Below are 15,767 nucleotides of genomic sequence, written 5' to 3' on the forward strand. Positions count from 1 at the left end.
GGTGCGCTTAAAAGGCGTAGCTGATCGACACGCCTACTTTACGTGGTTCGAGCGGAATACCGGTGACGTCAACAACGTCGGTGCCGGGCACACCAGCAGCGTTGAAGTAGGTATAAGCTTTCTCATCAAATAAGTTATTGATATAGAACGACGCTTGCCAATTATCCCACTGTAACCCTGTAGTGAAGTTGACCGTGGTATACGCGTCACTCTTCAGGTTCACCGAGGTATCCGCTGGATCTCCGTTGTCGTACGAAGTACTCATTTCGTCTTTATAACGTGCGCTTAACGTTACCCAACCGGCAGTGCTGCTGTTGAGTTGGTAGTCATAGTAAGCTGCAGCGTTGTAGGTCCATTCAGGAACGCGCACGACCTGTGCGCCTTTATCGCCGAATAAGCCTGGCTCGTCTTCGTTCAAGGTACTGTCGGCGAAGGCGGCGCTGCCGCGGAAGCCAAAGTTGCGATTGGCTTGGAAATCAAAGCTGCCTTCCCAGCCATTTACGGTGATACCGCCTTTGGCGTTCGCGCCGGTAGTGACGCCGTAGAAGGTAGCTGTGGCTTGGAAGTTCTCCCAGTCGATGGTGTAGAGCGATGATTCATAGGTTAAGCGGTCTTCGAGTGCGCTACCTTTAATACCAATTTCATAACTCCACAAATCATCTTGTTCAATGATCGGTTGTGACAGGGTTTCGCCAGTAAATGGGTCAGCGACCGAGAGGTTCGATGATGCCGGGCGGTAGCCGCTCGCAATCCGCGCATAGAGCGAGGTAGCTTTTGACGGACGATAACGCGCAGCGAACAAGTAGGTTTCTACGGTTTCATCTGCGGTTGGCATTACGTCCATGGTTTCGCCACCGGCAAGTGGACCTTCAGTTTGCCATAAGAGTGTCTGTTCGGTATTCGACACCCGCATGCCTGCAGTAATATCGAAATCTGGGGTGAAGTAATACGTGGCGTTACCGAAGGCGGCCAATTCTGTGTAGTCACTCGGGAAGCGCGCGTCGAGTGCTAAGAAGCCTTGCGGCTCACCGGTTAAGCGTTGCGCATTGTTGGTGGTTTCTTCGGTGTAGAACAAGCCAGCAATCCACTCCCATTCGCCCTCGGTAGTTGAGGTAAGGCGTAGTTCGTGTACGGTTTTATCCGATTCAACGTCTCGGGTAAGCGGTGCTTCGGTCACGCTACCTGGATCAAAGCCGCCGATCATTTCGATGATCGGGCCATAAAGGTAGGCGACGTCAAGGGCATTGAAGCTTTCGTACTTCGCTTTACTACTGGTGAAGTCGAGCACGGCGCTATCGAATTCATAGCTGGCGCTAGCCGAAACCAATGTGTGCTTCAGTTCATCGTAGCCGAAAGAGCCATCAGACTTCAGTTCACCGTAAGCTTCGTCTTTGTCGAGCGAGGCGATGCGCACGGCTGAGCTCATACCAAAAGACGATTCTTGTTGCATGGCTTTAATGCGGATGTCGAGGCGGTCGCTGGCGTTGAAGTAGAGGTCGCCTGAGAAGCCTTCCGCTTCTGACTCATTGGCATTTTCTCTAATGATCGCACCGTCTGCGGCGCTCACTTGGTCAACGTAGCCGCCGTGATCCATGGTGAAGGCCGCGACGGTTAAGCCGACTTTACCTTCAACAATAGGGAAACTGTAGAAGCCGCGGTACAGCTGGTTCATGTCGCCGTCTTTGGTTTGCGAAAGGTCGGCGGTGAATTTGCCGCGGCCTTCGAACAGCTCAGGTTCGTTGCTGATATAACGTACGGCGCCGGCCATTGCGGTCGCACCGAAAAGTGTTCCTTGCGGGCCTTTGATTAATTCGACACGTTGAACGTCACCAAGCAGGCCGTCAAAGTACAGGCGTCCGCCTGCGGCAAAGCCGGAGTTACTGGTAAGGGGGACGTCATCCACATAGATGGCGGTCACCGCCGTATCGTTTTGTTGGCTGACACCGCGCGCCGCAATTGAGCCGCGCCCCTGTTGGCCTGTGAAGCTTTGAAAGCTAAAGCCTGGCGCTGTTTCGACGACGTCGGCGAGTGAGGTCATGCCTTTTTGAATGAAGTCGTCGGGGTCGGCGGCGTAAACAGATGCGGGTACGTCTTGGATGGTCTGTACGCGTCGTGACGAGGTGACTTCGATAATTTCGACGTCACTGTTTGCGCTTTCTTCTTGTTCGTTTGTTTCGCCTTGCTGTTGCGCCATAGCGCTTATGGAAACCACTGACATACCATAGACAAGAATGCGGATGCTGCGGGTTAAGTAGTTGATTTTACTGTTCATAGCAAGCCTTCTTTCACCTGTTGTTCTGATGTTTGAGCGGAGACGCTTAAGGACGTCCTCTTAGTGTATTGGTTAAACAATAATCAACGCATTTCTTATTGTACAGCTTTATTTTTAATTAAGACGGATTTATAGTCATTAAATCACTTTTTGAGCAGGTATAAAAATGAAAATAAGCGCTGTTAAGGTTTCAAAGCTCGATGTAGAGATGCATCAGGCCATTAAAACGCCGATAGGAGAGATCTCCGCTGCGCGTAATGTTGTCGTTTGTATTGAGACGTCTTGCGGTTTGGTTGGTTGGGGTGAAACCAGTCCTATGGCGGCGATTACTTACGATTCTCAGGCCAGTACTTATGCGATGGGTGTTGAAATGGCACCGTTGTTGCTGGGGCAGTCGTCGGTGGCGGTGGAATCCTGTTTAGCGTTGTTGCGGCGTTATTGCTCCCGCTCGAGTGTGTTGTGCGCTTTTGATATGGCCTTGTACGATTTGGCCGCGCAGGCTGCGGGTCTACCTTTATATGCATACTTAGGGGGGAGCGCACGTTCCCTTCGCACCGATCACACGATTGGCAACCAAGAGAGTGTTGAAGCGACTGTGGCGATGGCATTGGATTTGGTTGATGCGGGTTTTGACACAATAAAGCTGAAGACCGGCCGGTCAGGCACTTTGGATTTGGAGCATTTGTCGGCCGTGCGGGCAGCGGTTGGCCCCGATATCGCGTTACGCATTGATTGCAATCAAGGCTGGGATTATCCACAGGCCTTGCGCATGTTGCCGGCTTTGGCGGAACTGGGTGTTGAATATTTGGAGCAGCCTTTTCCAGTGTGGGATGTGGATAGCTTTGCGCGTTTACGAGCGCGTGGGGTATTGCCGCTATGTGCTGATGAGAGTGTGTTTAATCATCATGATGCGTGGCGTTTGCTGCGGGCCGATGCGGTGGACTACTTGAATATTAAGCTGGTGAAATCAGGCGGTTTGAATACCGCATTGAAGATCAATTCGGTAGCTGAGGCGGCTGGCGTGCGCTGTATGATTGGCTGCTTTGGCGAGAGCCGTTTGGGTTTGACTGCGGCGGCACACTTGGCCATGGCGCGGCCAACTATCCATTTTATTGATCTGGATTCGGCGCTGCATTTTTGCGAAGACCCAGTGGTTGGCGGGTTACGCTATGGTGACGGTGGGCACATCTCGGTGGTCGGCACTATAGGCTTAGGGGCGGCGTTCGAGTTGAGTGCCTTGAGCGATGTGTTTGAGGTGACGTTATGATTAGCGCCGACAACAGCTTCGCCTTGCTGGCTTGTTTGCTGCTAATGGTCTGGATTGGTTATGTAAGCGAGAAAACCAAGTGGGGCGCCGCAATGTCGGCGCCTTTGCTTATTCTGTTATTGAGTTTTGTGGTCGGCAATTTAGGTATTTTGCCGTCGTCGGCTCCTGTTTATGGTGTCGTGCAAGGCATAATGGTGCCCTTGGCGATTCCGCTGCTGTTGTTTAGCGCAGATTTGCGCATGGTTTTTCGAGAAAGTCGGCGCATGGTGTTTGCGTTTGCGTTGGCAACTTTGTTTACCGTGACTGGCGCGTTGGTCGGGGTGGCGCTGGTCGATATGGGCAGCCTCGAAGCTTCGCTGGCTGGCGTGCTAACTGCCAGTTACATTGGTGGCAGCGCTAACTTCGTCGCTACCGCCCAAGCCGTTGGCCTTGCAGACTCATCACTGTACACCGCAGCCTTAACCTCTGACGCGCTCGGTGCGATCTTCTTCCTCACGCTGCTGATGGCCTTACCCGCCATAGACTTTGCCGCCCGCCGCTTCCCCGCACCCGACTTAGCAAAGGAAGACCACTCTGCCGCCAGCGAAACAGCCGAGCCTAGGGCACCAAGCGAAGGTGGGATTGTGTTTGCGCTGCTGTTATCAGCCTTAGTATGTGCGCTGGGCCTATTCATTGCTGCTTGGCTACCAATTGAGGGAATGTTCATCATAGCGATAACCGTACTCTCTTTATTGATCGCCAACCTAGCACCGGAACGGGTAAAGAAAGGAATTGAGTACGATTACCCGCTCGGAACTATCTTTATGTATGTGTTCTTTGCGACCATTGGTTTGGGGGCAGACCTCAGCAGCATGGTGGGCGCCGCTATACCTATTGTGATATTTCTGGTAGTGCTGGTCTTGGTGCATATTGTCTTACTGGTTTGGCTAGGAGCTCGTTTTCGCTTCACCTTAGCGGAAATGATGATCGCGTCGAGCGCATGTATTCTTGGCCCCGCTGCCGCAGCCGCCTTGGCGGCAAGTAAGGGCTGGCGGCACTTGGTCACTCCTGGCATGCTGGTTGGCGTGCTGGGCTACGCCGTCGCCACTTTCATCGGCATCACCCTCACCAACCTGCTACGCTAAAAGCAAGGAGGTTCTGGCGCGTACAGACGACGAGTAAATCGCTGCGGACTAGTCATCCCAAAGCGGGCTTTCTCGCTTCTGTAGCATTAAAAGTTGTAGGTCGAGCGCCTCAGTAATTTTAAGAAGCGTGTCGATACGCGCTTCACCGCTGCTCTCAAATCGCGAGATCACCGCCTGCGTCGTGCCAACCTTACCCGCAAGTTCGCTTTGCGACCACCGCAAGGCCTTGCGCGCCTTCCGCACCGCTTCAGCTATATCCTTCGAATCGTTCAATCGCATCGTTTATATCCTTTTCTATATATAAAATATACATTAAAAGATATAAATAGCAAGGGGAGTGCCGCTTTCTCTTTAGTAGCTGTCCCAATACGGAGGATCGCCAAAATAGCCATCAATAAAATCAAGGAAAGCGCGGACTTTGCTGGCCAGCAACTGGCGGTGGGCGAAGATGGCGTACAGCGCGATGGGCTCAGGCTCGTAGGCCGTCAATATAGTTTGCAGGTCGCCGCTGCGTAGGGCTTCGCAGGCGATAAACGTGGGCTGCAGCGCAATTCCAGCGCCTTCGCAGGCTGCGGCGACCAGTACGTCGCCGTTGTTGCTACGCATCACCTGTGCGGCGGAAGGAACAAACGATTCGTCCATATAGCTATAGTGCAAATAGCGGTGTTCACGCAGCGCAGCTAAATCCACCGGTACTCCCTCCTGAGCCAAATAATCCGGCGCTGCACAATACACCAACCGCACCGGAGCCAAGCGCTTGGCAATCAATGAAGACGACTCTAACTTGCCAATCCGCAGCGCAATATCAAAACCTTCTTCAATAATATCGACCTTGCGATCGTTTAATTGCAAGTCGACCACCACTTCTGGATAAGCCTGCTGAAATGCAAATACGAGCGGTGCTAAATGCCGAATGGCAAAGGACACTGGGGCGCTGATGCGCAATACGCCGCGCGCACTTTGCTGCAAGCCCGAGAGTTGTAGTTCCATGTCATCAATGTCGGCCAGAATTTGCTGCGCTCGCGCAAAATAAGTACTACCTGCTTCGGTTAAATGCTGGCGCCGCGTGGTGCGGTTCAATAAGCGTACACCTAAATGGTCTTCAAGCTGACCCAAAGATTTGCTTATCAACTGTGGTGAAACATTCAGCTTTTCAGCGGCCTGTACAAAAGAGCCTTCATTGACGACGGTCACGAAAATGCGCATTGCTTGCAGTCTATCCATGTCTTATCTCTTTTATTAACCACATATTGTAGATAATAAAGCACGAATTACGCCATTAATCCACCAATTAAAGAGGAGTAGAGTACCACCATCAACTTAATGGAGGCAATTTATGAACACTGCAAAATTACACACACTACTCAATTCAAACGCGGGTATCGGCGCTTTTTTCTTACGCGTACCTGTTGGCATCATCCTCACTGCGCATGGCGCACAAAAGCTGTTCGGCTGGTTTGGCGGTTATGGGCTCGAAGGCACCGGACAGTGGATGGCAAGTATTGGTTTGGCGCCAGGCTTCTTAATGGCATTGCTGGCTGGCGCAGCTGAGTTCTTCGGTGGTCTTGCGTTGATTCTTGGTTTACTGACACGTCCAGCAGCCTTGGTTTCAGCGTTCACCATGGTGGCCGCGATTTTCAGCGTACATGCTAGTAATGGTTTGTTCATGGCCAACAACGGCTATGAGTTTGCGCTAAGCTTATTAGCTGCAACAGCTGCGTTGACCGCATTGGGCGGCGGTCGTCTTGCGCTTGATAACGTCATTGCCGCGAAACTTAACGCTAAATAAGCGAAGGTGAAGATCATGGCACAACATCAAGTCTTGTTTGTGTCGCACGGCGGGGGCCCTTTGCCCCTGCTTGGCGACGCGGGGCATGAAGAGCTGGTGGCGCAACTGCAGGGCATCAGCACGCAACTTGAAAAGCCAAAGGCTATTCTGGTTGTCAGCGCACATTGGGAGGCCGAAACGCCGACGGTCACAACCGCGGAAAGCCCGGGCTTGCTTTACGATTATTATGGCTTTCCGTCAAAGTCTTACGAAATTCAATACCCCGCGAAAGGTCACCCCGCTTTAGCGCAGCATGTACTAGAAACTTTGGCAGAGCATGATATTCGTGCTACCGCAGATAACCAGCGCAGCCTCGATCACGGTGTCTTTGTGCCATTAAAACTCATGTATCCTGACGCCGATATCCCCGTTATCCAAGTGTCGTTGTTACACAACTTGGAACCGCAGCAGCACATTGCCTTGGGCAGAGCTTTGGCAGCGATAGACCATGAAGGTTTGTTGATCTTGGGCTCGGGCTTTTCGTTTCACAATATGAAGGCTTTTTTCACACCGCAAAACCCGGACATCGAAAAGCGCAATTTAGCCTTCGAAAATTGGCTCAAAGACACGCTCACACGCACCAACCTTGATGAAGCAGAGCGCATGCAACGATTAATTGATTGGGAACAAGCCCCCGAAGCACGTTTCTGCCACCCGCGCGAAGAACATTTGCTCCCGCTATTAGTATGCTACGGCGCCACTGGCCGCGCTGCCGACTTCTACAGCATGGCGCGCACCCTCGGCCGCACCGCCGGCTTGTTTTACTGGTCGAAGTGAAGTCGAACGCGTTCACCATCAGGAAAGCGTGCATGCAGCTCTAGTTCACCGCCCAGTGCTTTAACGTAGCTACTTAGCGTGCTAATCCGAGCATCGGTGCGGCCTTCGATTTGCGAAATATTAGCCTGCGCAACGCCAAGCGCACTAGCCAACTCTGCTTGGCTGACACCTTGCTGTTTTCGTAATTCTTTGAGTTTGATCTCGGCGATAATCTGCTTTGCTTGAGCATTGGCCTTAGATAAAACGTCCGGCGACATTTCTGTTTCTAAATCCTTGAGTTTCATTACCATGATCTAAACTCCCAACCTTTCTTGTAAATAACGCCGATACTCATCAGCGGCCGTTTGTAGCATGCTTTTGTAAAACGACTTATCACCTGCGCCGTCCTTGCTTCCACCACATAGAAGTACACAAACACGTTCAGGGTCAAAGCGGAAAAATACGCGCATTGGCTTTCCCGATGCTTGTATCCTGAGCTCCTTACATTGGAATCTTTTGTCCAGCTTAACGGAATCCACATAAGGTCGACCTAGTTTTGGCCCAAGCTCCATAAGGACTTTTACTATTGAGTGAACAGCTACTTGCTGCTTCTCAGTCAAACTCAAAAACCAATTTCTGTAACGGTCCGTCACAACAATGTCCCAATCCATGGGGCTCTCCAAATATAAGGTATAGATTATATAATTTCAAGGTTATATATGAGTGGTCCAGCGTATCAAAAAGTTGTGATGTCCCCCTATGGGCATAAGGATTAAATAAGGGTCAGATTTCGGCGGCGATTTCGAGGCTGCGCAGGCGGGCGGTGTGGTCGTAGGCGTGACAGGTGAGCATGAGTTCGTCGACGCCGGTGGCCGCAACGAAGTCACGCAAATACTGATGTACTTCAGTAGGCGTGCCGCAGGCGGTGTACTTCAATGCGTGGTTGGCGCCGGCTAACGACACAGGATCAACCACCGCGTTAATGTCATCAACAGGTGCGGGTAGAGGTCTGGGGTTGCCGCGGCGTAATGCGACAAATTGCAGCTGCATTGAGCTCTTCAAGCGCACAGCCTCTTCCTCAGTATCGGCGGCAAACACGTTTACTGCAGCCATCGCGTAGGGTTCAGATAAATAGCGCGAGGGTTTAAATTCGCGACGATAAACGTCGAGTGCGGCGTGCAAATGGTCTGGGGCGAAGTGCGAGGCAAAAGCATAGGGCAGCCCTAATGCTGCCGCTAGCTGCGCTCCAAATAAGCTCGAGCCCAAAATCCACACCGGTACGTGTGTGCCTTGTCCGGGTACAGCGCGGATAAACGCGTCCTCGGAAGCGTCATCCAAGTAGCCTAACAATTCTCGCACGTCATCCGGAAAGCTGGACGCCGAATTATAATCACGGCGTAAGGCGCGCAAGGTCGCACCATCGGTGCCCGGCGCACGGCCTAAGCCCAAATCCACGCGGTCGCCATACAACGCCTGCAAGGTACCAAACTGTTCAGCGGCCACCAACGGCGCATGGTTCGGCAACATGATGCCACCCGCGCCAATGCGAATTGAAGACGTCACACTACCGATGTGCGCCAATGCCACAGCGGTGGCGGCACTGGCTATGCCCGTCATGTTGTGATGTTCGGCCATCCAAAAGCGTCGGTAGCCCCACTGCTCAGCGTGAGCTGCTAAGTCACCAGAACGCTGCAACGATTCGGCAGCAGACGAATCAGCGGTAATCGGGGCGAGATCTAAAATTGACAGAGGTACCACGCAAACTCCTTACTCATAGGGTTACCATGAACATGGCCGTTTTAAGTAATCGTATTTGTGTATTTTCCGTCATGCGAAACCCCGATGAGAACACAAAATCTTTGCCACAAAGCAAACCTAACTTAGAACAATGCTCCAAAAATCTCTATACTAGCTCTTACAAGTTCATGAAATTAAACGGTATGACCAAATACTTTACACAATCAGCGGCGAATTTAGCTTATTTCGGCATTATGCTTTTTTTCGCTGCTATCACTTTACTAGGTTTCATTGATATCTTAGTTACGCCGGCCAGCATGTTAATGAATGTGATTTCTGATTACATGCTGATCGCGGCAGCGACCGCACTTTTGATTCTTTATGGGTTATTCCGCTGGCGCACGCCGAAACAATTGCATTACGTGGGGCCCATTTTAACGTCACTCGGCATCACGGCTTTTATTATGCTGCAGTTGGTAGTGTGGGGTGTGTTGCCGGCCCCAGAAGCGGCGCGGTTCAGTAATCCTTTTACGCTGGCGTTGGCGTCGGTGATGTTGCTCACTTTTTTCTTAGCTCTTACTGTACGCCACAACTATCCGCACTTAAACGTCGACGCCGCCAAAGCTACCTATGTAATGTTAAGCGCGATTATCTTGCTGGGCGTGCTGGTTTGGTACGCCATGAGTGCGCGGATTGTGCACCTTGAAACAGATAACGCACGTACAAAAATTCAGTTAATTGGTAGCATGATCGACACGCGCTTTACCGATCAAATTAAGGCGCTTGAGCGCATCAAAAAGCGTGTTGAATATCTCGATGGTGAGGCGACTGATAGGTTGCTGGCAACCGACATGACCGCCTACATTAACGACTATGAGATCATTGAGGGTATGCTTATTTTGGATGAGCAGCAGCGCCCTATCGCGACGTCAGTTTTTGCTGAACCGTTTTGGCAGTTGCACATGCGCACCAGTGAGGGTATTCAGAACTGGTTGGCCCAGTCGAGTGAGACAACACGCATTGCTGCAAATGGTAGTTCGTTAAATACACAGACGCCGATTGTTATGATTGCGGTGCCGCTGCAGAGTAATAGCAGCGCAAAACAACTCGTTGCGTTATTAAACCTAAATGGGCTGGTGGCAGCAGATTATTTGGACTATCTGAGCGCAATTAAAACCTTTATGGCTTTCAATCCAGAAGTTCTCGTTGCCATGCAGGGGAGCAATGACGGTACCTACACCTTAACCCAACTGCGACAAACCTATCCGCATTTAGTGAATGACAAAGTGAAGCTCATCACTGGTATCGAGCATGATTTTTATAGTGTTTTAATCGACTACACACCGTTACATGAAGCAACGCGTTTGCTTCAAATGCTGCTTTGGCTTACTGGGGCCTTCGCGTTTATTTATATTCTCGCGGCAGATTCCACTAAACGTTTACGTGGCGAGAGTCGAAAGTTGGCAACCATGGCCCGCTTTGATGATCTCACTGGTTTTTTGCGTCGCGATGCATTTAATCAAGATACACAATCGATGATGATCGATTGCGAGGGGTGTCGACGCGCCGTGCTCTTTGTCAATCTCGACAAGTTTAACTCGATCAATGATGGCCTTGGCCACCGCATGGGTGACCATGTATTGAAGCTCACTGCCCAACGCATTCGTAGCGCGGCGCAAGGCGCTGATAGTTTTGCACGTTTTAGTAATGACGAGTTTATAATTTATTATCGCGACACGACTGCACACCAGTTAAAGAAAGATGCGGCCGCTGTGATCAAAGCGATTGCAGAGGTATTCGCCGTTGAGGAATTATCGGTACATCTGACTGCCAGTATTGGTATTGCTGTGGCAACGCAAGCACAAATCGACACCGAGCAATTAGTGCAGTTTGCCGATATTGCAATGGGTCATGCGAAGGTTGCGGGTGGTAATCAATACGCAATTTACCAAACGGACATGCAAGACAGCCATGAGCAATTGGTTGCGATTCGCACGCAGCTGCAGGTGGCGATGAATCAAGATCAATTAGAGGCCTATTACCAGCCTATTTTCAGTGCCGAAACAGGGCGTATTGTCAGCGTCGAAAGTTTGGTTCGATGGCGCAAAGACGGCAACTTTATTTCGCCGGCATTGTTTATTCCAATTGCTGAACAGACGGGGCAAGTGATTCAACTAGGCGAGCAAATGCTGCAAAAAGTGATGCGCGATCTCAGCGCAAACGTTGAGCTGCAAAAGTTGACTGTGGCCGTCAATGTTTCACCACACCAGCTGGCGCGAGCGGATTTCGTCAAAAATTTATTGAGTCAGCTTAAAGGCCATAACCTGAAACCTGAGCAATTAACTCTTGAGTTGACCGAAGCTGTCATGTCAGCTGCTGGCCAAACCGAAGAGCGTTTACGCGAATTGCGGGAACATGGTATGCATGTGGCTATAGATGATTTCGGCACAGGTTTCTCAAGCTTGGCCTACTTGACGCAACAACCGGCGGATATCATCAAAGTCGATCGTACTTTCACACTAGGCGTGGAAGCAGAAGGCAAACAACGTAATTTGCTCACTAAAATGATTGAAATGTGCAAGCAGCTCGATAAGGTTGTTGTCGTTGAGGGTGTTGAGACTTCCGATCAAGTTGAGCTTTTTAAGGTTTTGGGCGTTGACAGGCTGCAGGGTTTTTTCTTGGCAAAGCCGATGCCGTTAACGCAACTAATTGAATTAATTAGGATTAATTCGGAGAGTCCTGATAAAGATCAATAAACATCGGGATTAATGATAATGAGGGGCAAGCTTAAGGAAACTGTAAGAAACCTCATCTAAGCTTACAGCAAGACAACAAAAAGGAGTTAGCTATGAATGTTTATAAATTAGCGTTAACCGCAGCAGCCGTCGCCACACTAGCCGCCTGTAGTACTGCAGAAGAAGTCACGCAGTGCACTAGTGCGCCGATGAGCGAATGGCAAGATCAAGCGCAATTCCAGCAGAATTTGGTGAGCGAAGGGTACGCAATCAACGAATTTAAAGTAACCGAAGGCAATTGCTATGAAATCTATGGCACTGATGCTGACGGCAACAAAGTTGAAATTTACTTCAACCCAGTGAATGGTGAAGTCGTAAAACGTGAAGCTCACTAGCGACAAGCAACAAGTGCGGATCTGGCATCCCCTGATCCGCATTATTCATTGGCTATTGGTGGTTATTTTTACCGCTAACTACTTCATTCTTGAAGCGGGTAGTCAATGGCATCAGTGGCTTGGCTATACTGCCGTGGCCGCAATTATGCTAAGAATTATTTGGGGTTTTATCGGTCAAGGTTACGGCAACTTCAAAACGGTCGAACTGTCAAAGCACGTGCTCCAAGAACACCTACGACATCTTAAACAGCGCAATATACCAAGCGAAACAGGCCACAATCCACTGGGCTGGCTGATGGTTTTTGCGGTCATCGCATTGTTCATCGGACTTGGTACCACAGGCTTTATGATGGAAGAAATCGATAGATTTTTCGGCAACGAAACTCTTGAAGAGATCCATGAGTGGCTCGCCAATAGTCTTTATGCAGCGGTTCTTGTGCATATTGCCGCAGTCATCTTCACCGGCTGGCGCGGCCGTATCGAGTTGATACGGCCAATGATCACCGGCAAACGCCGTAAAAACTAAGACTCAAGTTTTGCGTCTAAAGTAATTTCGGCATTAAACAATTTCGAAATCGGGCAGTTGTCCTTCGCCGCTTCCGCGGCCTCAAGAAACTTATCGACGTCAGCACCTGGAATCGAGGCGCGCAGTTCCAAGTGAACTTTCGGCACGGCAAAGCCGCCATCTTGTTCCTCTAAATGCACGGTGGCTTTGGTATCAATGCTGTCGGCAACCATGTCGTGCTCGCCTAAGACCATGGATAACGCCATCGAAAAGCAGCCAGCGTGGGCAGCGCCAATCAACTCCTCGGGGTTGGTGCCTTTGCCATCTTCAAAGCGGGTACCAAATGAATATTGCTGTTGGTCGAGCACGCCGCTTTCCGTCGAAACCGTGCCTTTGCCGTCCTTCAAACCACCTTGCCAATGCGCAGATGCAGTGCGTTTCATAAGTACCTCCTAACAATAGAATGTACCTATAGTGTAGTCGTTAATCCCTGGGAAAGATCAAGTTAGCGGGTTCCGAAGATTTTATCGCCCGCATCGCCGAGGCCTGGCACGATGTAGCCATGTTCATTTAGATGGTCGTCCAAAGCCGCTGCGTAAATAGGAATGTCGGGGTGTGCCGTCGTTACCTTTTCCACGCCTTCTGGAGCGGCTACTAGCACCAACACACGAATATCGCGACAGCCTTTGGCTTTGAGCATGTTGAGGGTGGCGACCATGGTGCCGCCAGTGGCCAGCATCGGGTCGATCACTAAGGCGGTGCGTTGGTCGATTTCACCCGCAAACTTCTCAAAATAAGTCACTGGTTCAAGTGTTTTTTCGTTGCGGTATAAGCCAACGACACTGACTTTAGCACTGGGTAAGACTTCCAATACGCCGTCGAGCATGCCGATTCCAGCACGTAAAATAGGCACGATGGTGGCTTTTTTGCCAACTAAGCGCTTTACCGTAATTTTGTTGCCATCCCAACCATCAATGACGTGATCTTCAAGCGCAAAGTCTTGGGTGGCCTCATAGGTCAATAATGTACCTAACTCGTTGGCGAGCTCGCGAAAACTTTTAGTGGAAATATTTGTCTCGCGCAATAGCCCTAACTTATGTTGCACTAACGGATGAGTAATAACTTTGAGTGCCATAAAAACCTCGATAAATGACGGTAACGATCTAGTGACGCCGATAAATGAAAAGGTTAACCTTAATTGGACATTGCGTTAAGAGAAATCTATGACGAACAGCAAGATTGAGCGCCGTCAAGAGCCGCGAAAGAAGTTAACCACTCGTTTATTATGGCACGTGATTGGCGTGTCGTTGGTGTTGCTGTTCCTTACTTTGCTGGTTACTTTTTGGCAAACTTACCCAGCGGCAAAAAGGGATGTTGTCACGCAATTGCAAAACGAAGTCGCCGTAAAGCTCCAAGCGAATCAAATTCATCTGCAAGGCGTTGAGCGCCAGGGCGAACTTCTAGCCCGAGAATTCTTAGCTCGTTATCAAGCATTTAACGACGATCCAAAATTGCAGGACGATTTCTACGATTGGTTCGAAGAAACCTCTCCGGGGGTATGGCGTTTGCAAGAAGCCTTTTTTACGAGCGTTCAACGTGGCGAGCACTTGTTTAAGGGCATGAGTGTTTTTGTTGGGCCGCAGAAGCAACCACTTAATGATGAGTTGCGGGCGCGCTTGGTGATTAGTGTACGGACGCTAAACGAACTTGGTCCGGCTTGGCAGGAACTAGTAACCAATACACATTTGTCGCTCCCCGAAAACGCCTTGGCTATGTATTCAACGGAACAGGCTTGGGGCCGACTTGCTGCGGCGGATCTGGTGATGACCGACTATTCAACGTTGCGGTCGACGTTACAGAGTGAAAACCCAGAACGCCAGCCGAATTGGACAGGATTATATAAAGATCATAGCGCCGGCTATTGGACCATTACCTATCAACGTCCTGTCGACTTGAATGGCAAACACCTTGTCAATGCCAGTTTTGACGTCAGCCTTGCACAACTTACGCGTGATCTAAGCCGCACGGTTGATGAGAATATCGAAAGTTATGTGTTGAATGCGCAAGGCGCATTGGTGGCAAGTTCAACTTTTTCTGCTGAGCTAAGCGAGCAGCGCGACACATTGACGCCCGAAAATTATGATGACCCCTTGTACCAAAAGATAGCTGCGCGATTAGTTGACCGCCCGGCGAGTATAGAGCAAGAAGTTTGGGATGACATTGATGACGATTATTTGGTGTTGGTACAGCATCTAGGCACTCCTGACTGGTGGTATTTCTCAATTTATCCGAAAGCACTGATCACCAATCAGGCGCTTTATTTACCTTATGTCATTGCCTTCGTGGGTTCGTTACTAGTGACCGTGGTGCTCCTAACCATGGCGTATTTTGTCCAGCGTCAGGTGTCGCTACCGCTGACTCAATTGGCTGCAACGGCCACACTAATGACCGAGAAAAATTACCAAGCGATCGAAGAACAAAAGGTAAGTGGAGCGGCAATGTATGGTGAGGTGGCGCAAGTATTGCAGGCTTTTCGCGTGATGGCCCAACGCTTTGTCAAAGCCAATGCTGAACTTGAGCTGCGCGTCGACGAGCGCACGCGAGCGTTACACGAAGCGAACCGAAAGCTCGATGCATTAGTGCACATCGATGGTCTGACAGGACTGTTAAATCGTCGCGCATTCCAAACCGATCTTGCCGAAGCGGTTGCCAAGGCGAACAACGACAGTTATTTCGTGATGGCGGATATCGACGACTTTAAACCGTATAACGACAATTATGGGCATGAAGCAGGTGATCAAGCACTCATGGCCCTTGCAAAAGTTTTTCAAGCGGTGCCCGAAAGCCGAACCTATCGCTATGGTGGCGAAGAATTTGCCATGTTGTTGCAAGCCGAAAGCCCTCAGCAAGCGGACGCACGATTAGTGCAGTTACGCCAAACTATTCACCGACTGGCAATTGAACATAAGTTTGGTCGTCGCATGGGCGGTGTACTGACGGTCAGTTTTGGGATCACGCAAATCCAACAAAGTGAGCCGCCGAGTGAGGTGATCCAGCGCGCAGATAAAAATATGTACCGTGCCAAACAAGCTGGCGGTGATCAGATTATTAGCTAACTTCAACAGCCAAACCTTACTCCCTATGCTTT

General features: G+C 50.3%; 16 protein-coding genes. 8 read left to right on the plus strand and 8 right to left on the minus strand.

All coding sequences use genetic code 11. The annotated features are described in order from the left end of the window. Positions 1-7 precede the first annotated feature (7 nt). Positions 8-2,272: a TonB-dependent receptor gene (locus NV375_RS10230; protein WP_258808133.1), complete on the minus strand. Its 2,265-nt coding sequence runs from the start codon at positions 2,270-2,272 to the stop codon at positions 8-10. Between the two features lie 166 nt (positions 2,273-2,438). On the opposite strand from NV375_RS10230, the gene NV375_RS10235 reads away from it, so the two are divergent. Both NV375_RS10235 and NV375_RS10240 read left to right on the plus strand, forming a co-directional pair. Beyond that, on the plus strand, positions 2,439-3,539 hold the full coding sequence (locus NV375_RS10235; protein WP_258808134.1) for a mandelate racemase/muconate lactonizing enzyme family protein: 1,101 nt from the start codon (positions 2,439-2,441) through the stop codon (positions 3,537-3,539). After that, positions 3,536-4,663 (plus strand): DUF819 domain-containing protein, encoded by a 1,128-nt coding sequence (locus NV375_RS10240; protein WP_258808135.1) that lies wholly within the window; start codon positions 3,536-3,538, stop codon positions 4,661-4,663. Before NV375_RS10235 ends, NV375_RS10240 begins: the two co-directional genes overlap by 4 nt. A 48-nt stretch (positions 4,664-4,711) precedes the next feature. Here the strand turns inward: NV375_RS10240 and NV375_RS10245 are convergent, their stop codons facing one another. Together NV375_RS10245 and NV375_RS10250 are read right to left on the minus strand one after the other, a co-directional pair. Beyond that, complete coding sequence (locus NV375_RS10245; RefSeq protein ID WP_258808136.1) at positions 4,712-4,942, minus strand: helix-turn-helix domain-containing protein; 231 nt, start codon at positions 4,940-4,942, stop codon at positions 4,712-4,714. Between the two features lie 72 nt (positions 4,943-5,014). Then, on the minus strand, positions 5,015-5,887 hold the full coding sequence (locus NV375_RS10250) for a LysR family transcriptional regulator (protein WP_258808137.1): 873 nt from the start codon (positions 5,885-5,887) through the stop codon (positions 5,015-5,017). 112 nt (positions 5,888-5,999) lie between these two features. Between NV375_RS10250 and NV375_RS10255 the strand changes: the two genes are divergently transcribed. Together NV375_RS10255 and NV375_RS10260 are read left to right on the plus strand one after the other, a co-directional pair. Continuing rightward, on the plus strand, positions 6,000-6,452 hold the full coding sequence (locus NV375_RS10255) for a DoxX family protein (protein WP_258808138.1): 453 nt from the start codon (positions 6,000-6,002) through the stop codon (positions 6,450-6,452). Between the two features lie 15 nt (positions 6,453-6,467). After that, positions 6,468-7,268, plus strand: coding sequence for a class III extradiol ring-cleavage dioxygenase (locus NV375_RS10260; RefSeq protein WP_258808139.1), 801 nt, complete (start codon positions 6,468-6,470; stop codon positions 7,266-7,268). Here NV375_RS10260 and NV375_RS10265 read toward each other — a convergent pair. The 3 genes from NV375_RS10265 to NV375_RS10275 form a co-directional block, all read right to left on the minus strand. Beyond that, positions 7,253-7,558, minus strand: a complete 306-nt coding sequence (locus tag NV375_RS10265; RefSeq protein ID WP_258808140.1) for a helix-turn-helix transcriptional regulator — start codon at positions 7,556-7,558, stop codon at positions 7,253-7,255. The two genes, NV375_RS10260 and NV375_RS10265, sit on opposite strands and share 16 nt — an antisense overlap. A gap of 3 nt (positions 7,559-7,561) precedes the next feature. After that, entirely contained in the window at positions 7,562-7,918 is a 357-nt protein-coding gene (locus NV375_RS10270) for a type II toxin-antitoxin system RelE/ParE family toxin (RefSeq protein WP_258808141.1), read from the minus strand. A gap of 112 nt (positions 7,919-8,030) precedes the next feature. Then, positions 8,031-9,005 (minus strand): LLM class flavin-dependent oxidoreductase, encoded by a 975-nt coding sequence (locus NV375_RS10275; protein WP_258808142.1) that lies wholly within the window; start codon positions 9,003-9,005, stop codon positions 8,031-8,033. 167 nt (positions 9,006-9,172) lie between these two features. Here NV375_RS10275 and NV375_RS10280 point away from each other — a divergent pair, with 167 nt between their 5' ends. From NV375_RS10280 to NV375_RS10290, 3 genes are all read left to right on the plus strand, one after another. Then, positions 9,173-11,740, plus strand: a complete 2,568-nt coding sequence (locus NV375_RS10280) for an EAL domain-containing protein (RefSeq protein ID WP_258808143.1) — start codon at positions 9,173-9,175, stop codon at positions 11,738-11,740. Positions 11,741-11,832: 92 nt separating this feature from the next. Continuing rightward, on the plus strand, positions 11,833-12,114 hold the full coding sequence (locus NV375_RS10285) for a PepSY domain-containing protein (RefSeq protein ID WP_258808144.1): 282 nt from the start codon (positions 11,833-11,835) through the stop codon (positions 12,112-12,114). After that, complete coding sequence (locus NV375_RS10290; protein WP_258808145.1) at positions 12,101-12,640, plus strand: cytochrome b/b6 domain-containing protein; 540 nt, start codon at positions 12,101-12,103, stop codon at positions 12,638-12,640. The genes NV375_RS10285 and NV375_RS10290 overlap by 14 nt, the downstream gene beginning before the upstream one ends. On the opposite strand, the gene NV375_RS10295 is transcribed toward NV375_RS10290, so the two are convergent. Continuing rightward, complete coding sequence (locus NV375_RS10295; RefSeq protein WP_258808146.1) at positions 12,637-13,062, minus strand: OsmC family protein; 426 nt, start codon at positions 13,060-13,062, stop codon at positions 12,637-12,639. The genes NV375_RS10290 and NV375_RS10295 overlap by 4 nt on opposite strands. Positions 13,063-13,124: 62 nt before the next feature. Next, entirely contained in the window at positions 13,125-13,754 is a 630-nt protein-coding gene (gene upp / locus NV375_RS10300; protein ID WP_258808147.1) for a uracil phosphoribosyltransferase, read from the minus strand. A gap of 88 nt (positions 13,755-13,842) precedes the next feature. Between upp and NV375_RS10305 the strand changes: the two genes are divergently transcribed. Beyond that, a complete protein-coding gene (locus NV375_RS10305) occupies positions 13,843-15,735 on the plus strand; it encodes a GGDEF domain-containing protein (protein ID WP_258808148.1) in 1,893 nt (630 codons plus the stop codon). Positions 15,736-15,767 lie beyond the last annotated feature (32 nt).

Origin of the sequence: Pseudidiomarina sp. CB1, from assembly GCF_024752025.1 — a bacterium.
In the GTDB taxonomy this organism is placed as follows: domain Bacteria; phylum Pseudomonadota; class Gammaproteobacteria; order Enterobacterales; family Alteromonadaceae; genus Pseudidiomarina.

What these genes read in the sequence shown, in the direction of transcription:
- NV375_RS10230 (WP_258808133.1), bottom strand. Translation starts at nt 2,272, where the DNA reads ATGAACAGTAAAATCAACTACTTAACCCGCAGCATCCGCATTCTTGTC.
- NV375_RS10235 (WP_258808134.1), top strand. Translation starts at nt 2,439, where the DNA reads ATGAAAATAAGCGCTGTTAAGGTTTCAAAGCTCGATGTAGAGATGCAT.
- NV375_RS10240 (WP_258808135.1), top strand. Translation starts at nt 3,536, where the DNA reads ATGATTAGCGCCGACAACAGCTTCGCCTTGCTGGCTTGTTTGCTGCTA.
- NV375_RS10245 (WP_258808136.1), bottom strand. Translation starts at nt 4,942, where the DNA reads ATGCGATTGAACGATTCGAAGGATATAGCTGAAGCGGTGCGGAAGGCG.
- NV375_RS10250 (WP_258808137.1), bottom strand. Translation starts at nt 5,887, where the DNA reads ATGGATAGACTGCAAGCAATGCGCATTTTCGTGACCGTCGTCAATGAA.
- NV375_RS10255 (WP_258808138.1), top strand. Translation starts at nt 6,000, where the DNA reads ATGAACACTGCAAAATTACACACACTACTCAATTCAAACGCGGGTATC.
- NV375_RS10260 (WP_258808139.1), top strand. Translation starts at nt 6,468, where the DNA reads ATGGCACAACATCAAGTCTTGTTTGTGTCGCACGGCGGGGGCCCTTTG.
- NV375_RS10265 (WP_258808140.1), bottom strand. Translation starts at nt 7,558, where the DNA reads ATGGTAATGAAACTCAAGGATTTAGAAACAGAAATGTCGCCGGACGTT.
- NV375_RS10270 (WP_258808141.1), bottom strand. Translation starts at nt 7,918, where the DNA reads ATGGATTGGGACATTGTTGTGACGGACCGTTACAGAAATTGGTTTTTG.
- NV375_RS10280 (WP_258808143.1), top strand. Translation starts at nt 9,173, where the DNA reads ATGAAATTAAACGGTATGACCAAATACTTTACACAATCAGCGGCGAAT.
- NV375_RS10285 (WP_258808144.1), top strand. Translation starts at nt 11,833, where the DNA reads ATGAATGTTTATAAATTAGCGTTAACCGCAGCAGCCGTCGCCACACTA.
- NV375_RS10295 (WP_258808146.1), bottom strand. Translation starts at nt 13,062, where the DNA reads ATGAAACGCACTGCATCTGCGCATTGGCAAGGTGGTTTGAAGGACGGC.
- upp (WP_258808147.1), bottom strand. Translation starts at nt 13,754, where the DNA reads ATGGCACTCAAAGTTATTACTCATCCGTTAGTGCAACATAAGTTAGGG.
- NV375_RS10305 (WP_258808148.1), top strand. Translation starts at nt 13,843, where the DNA reads ATGACGAACAGCAAGATTGAGCGCCGTCAAGAGCCGCGAAAGAAGTTA.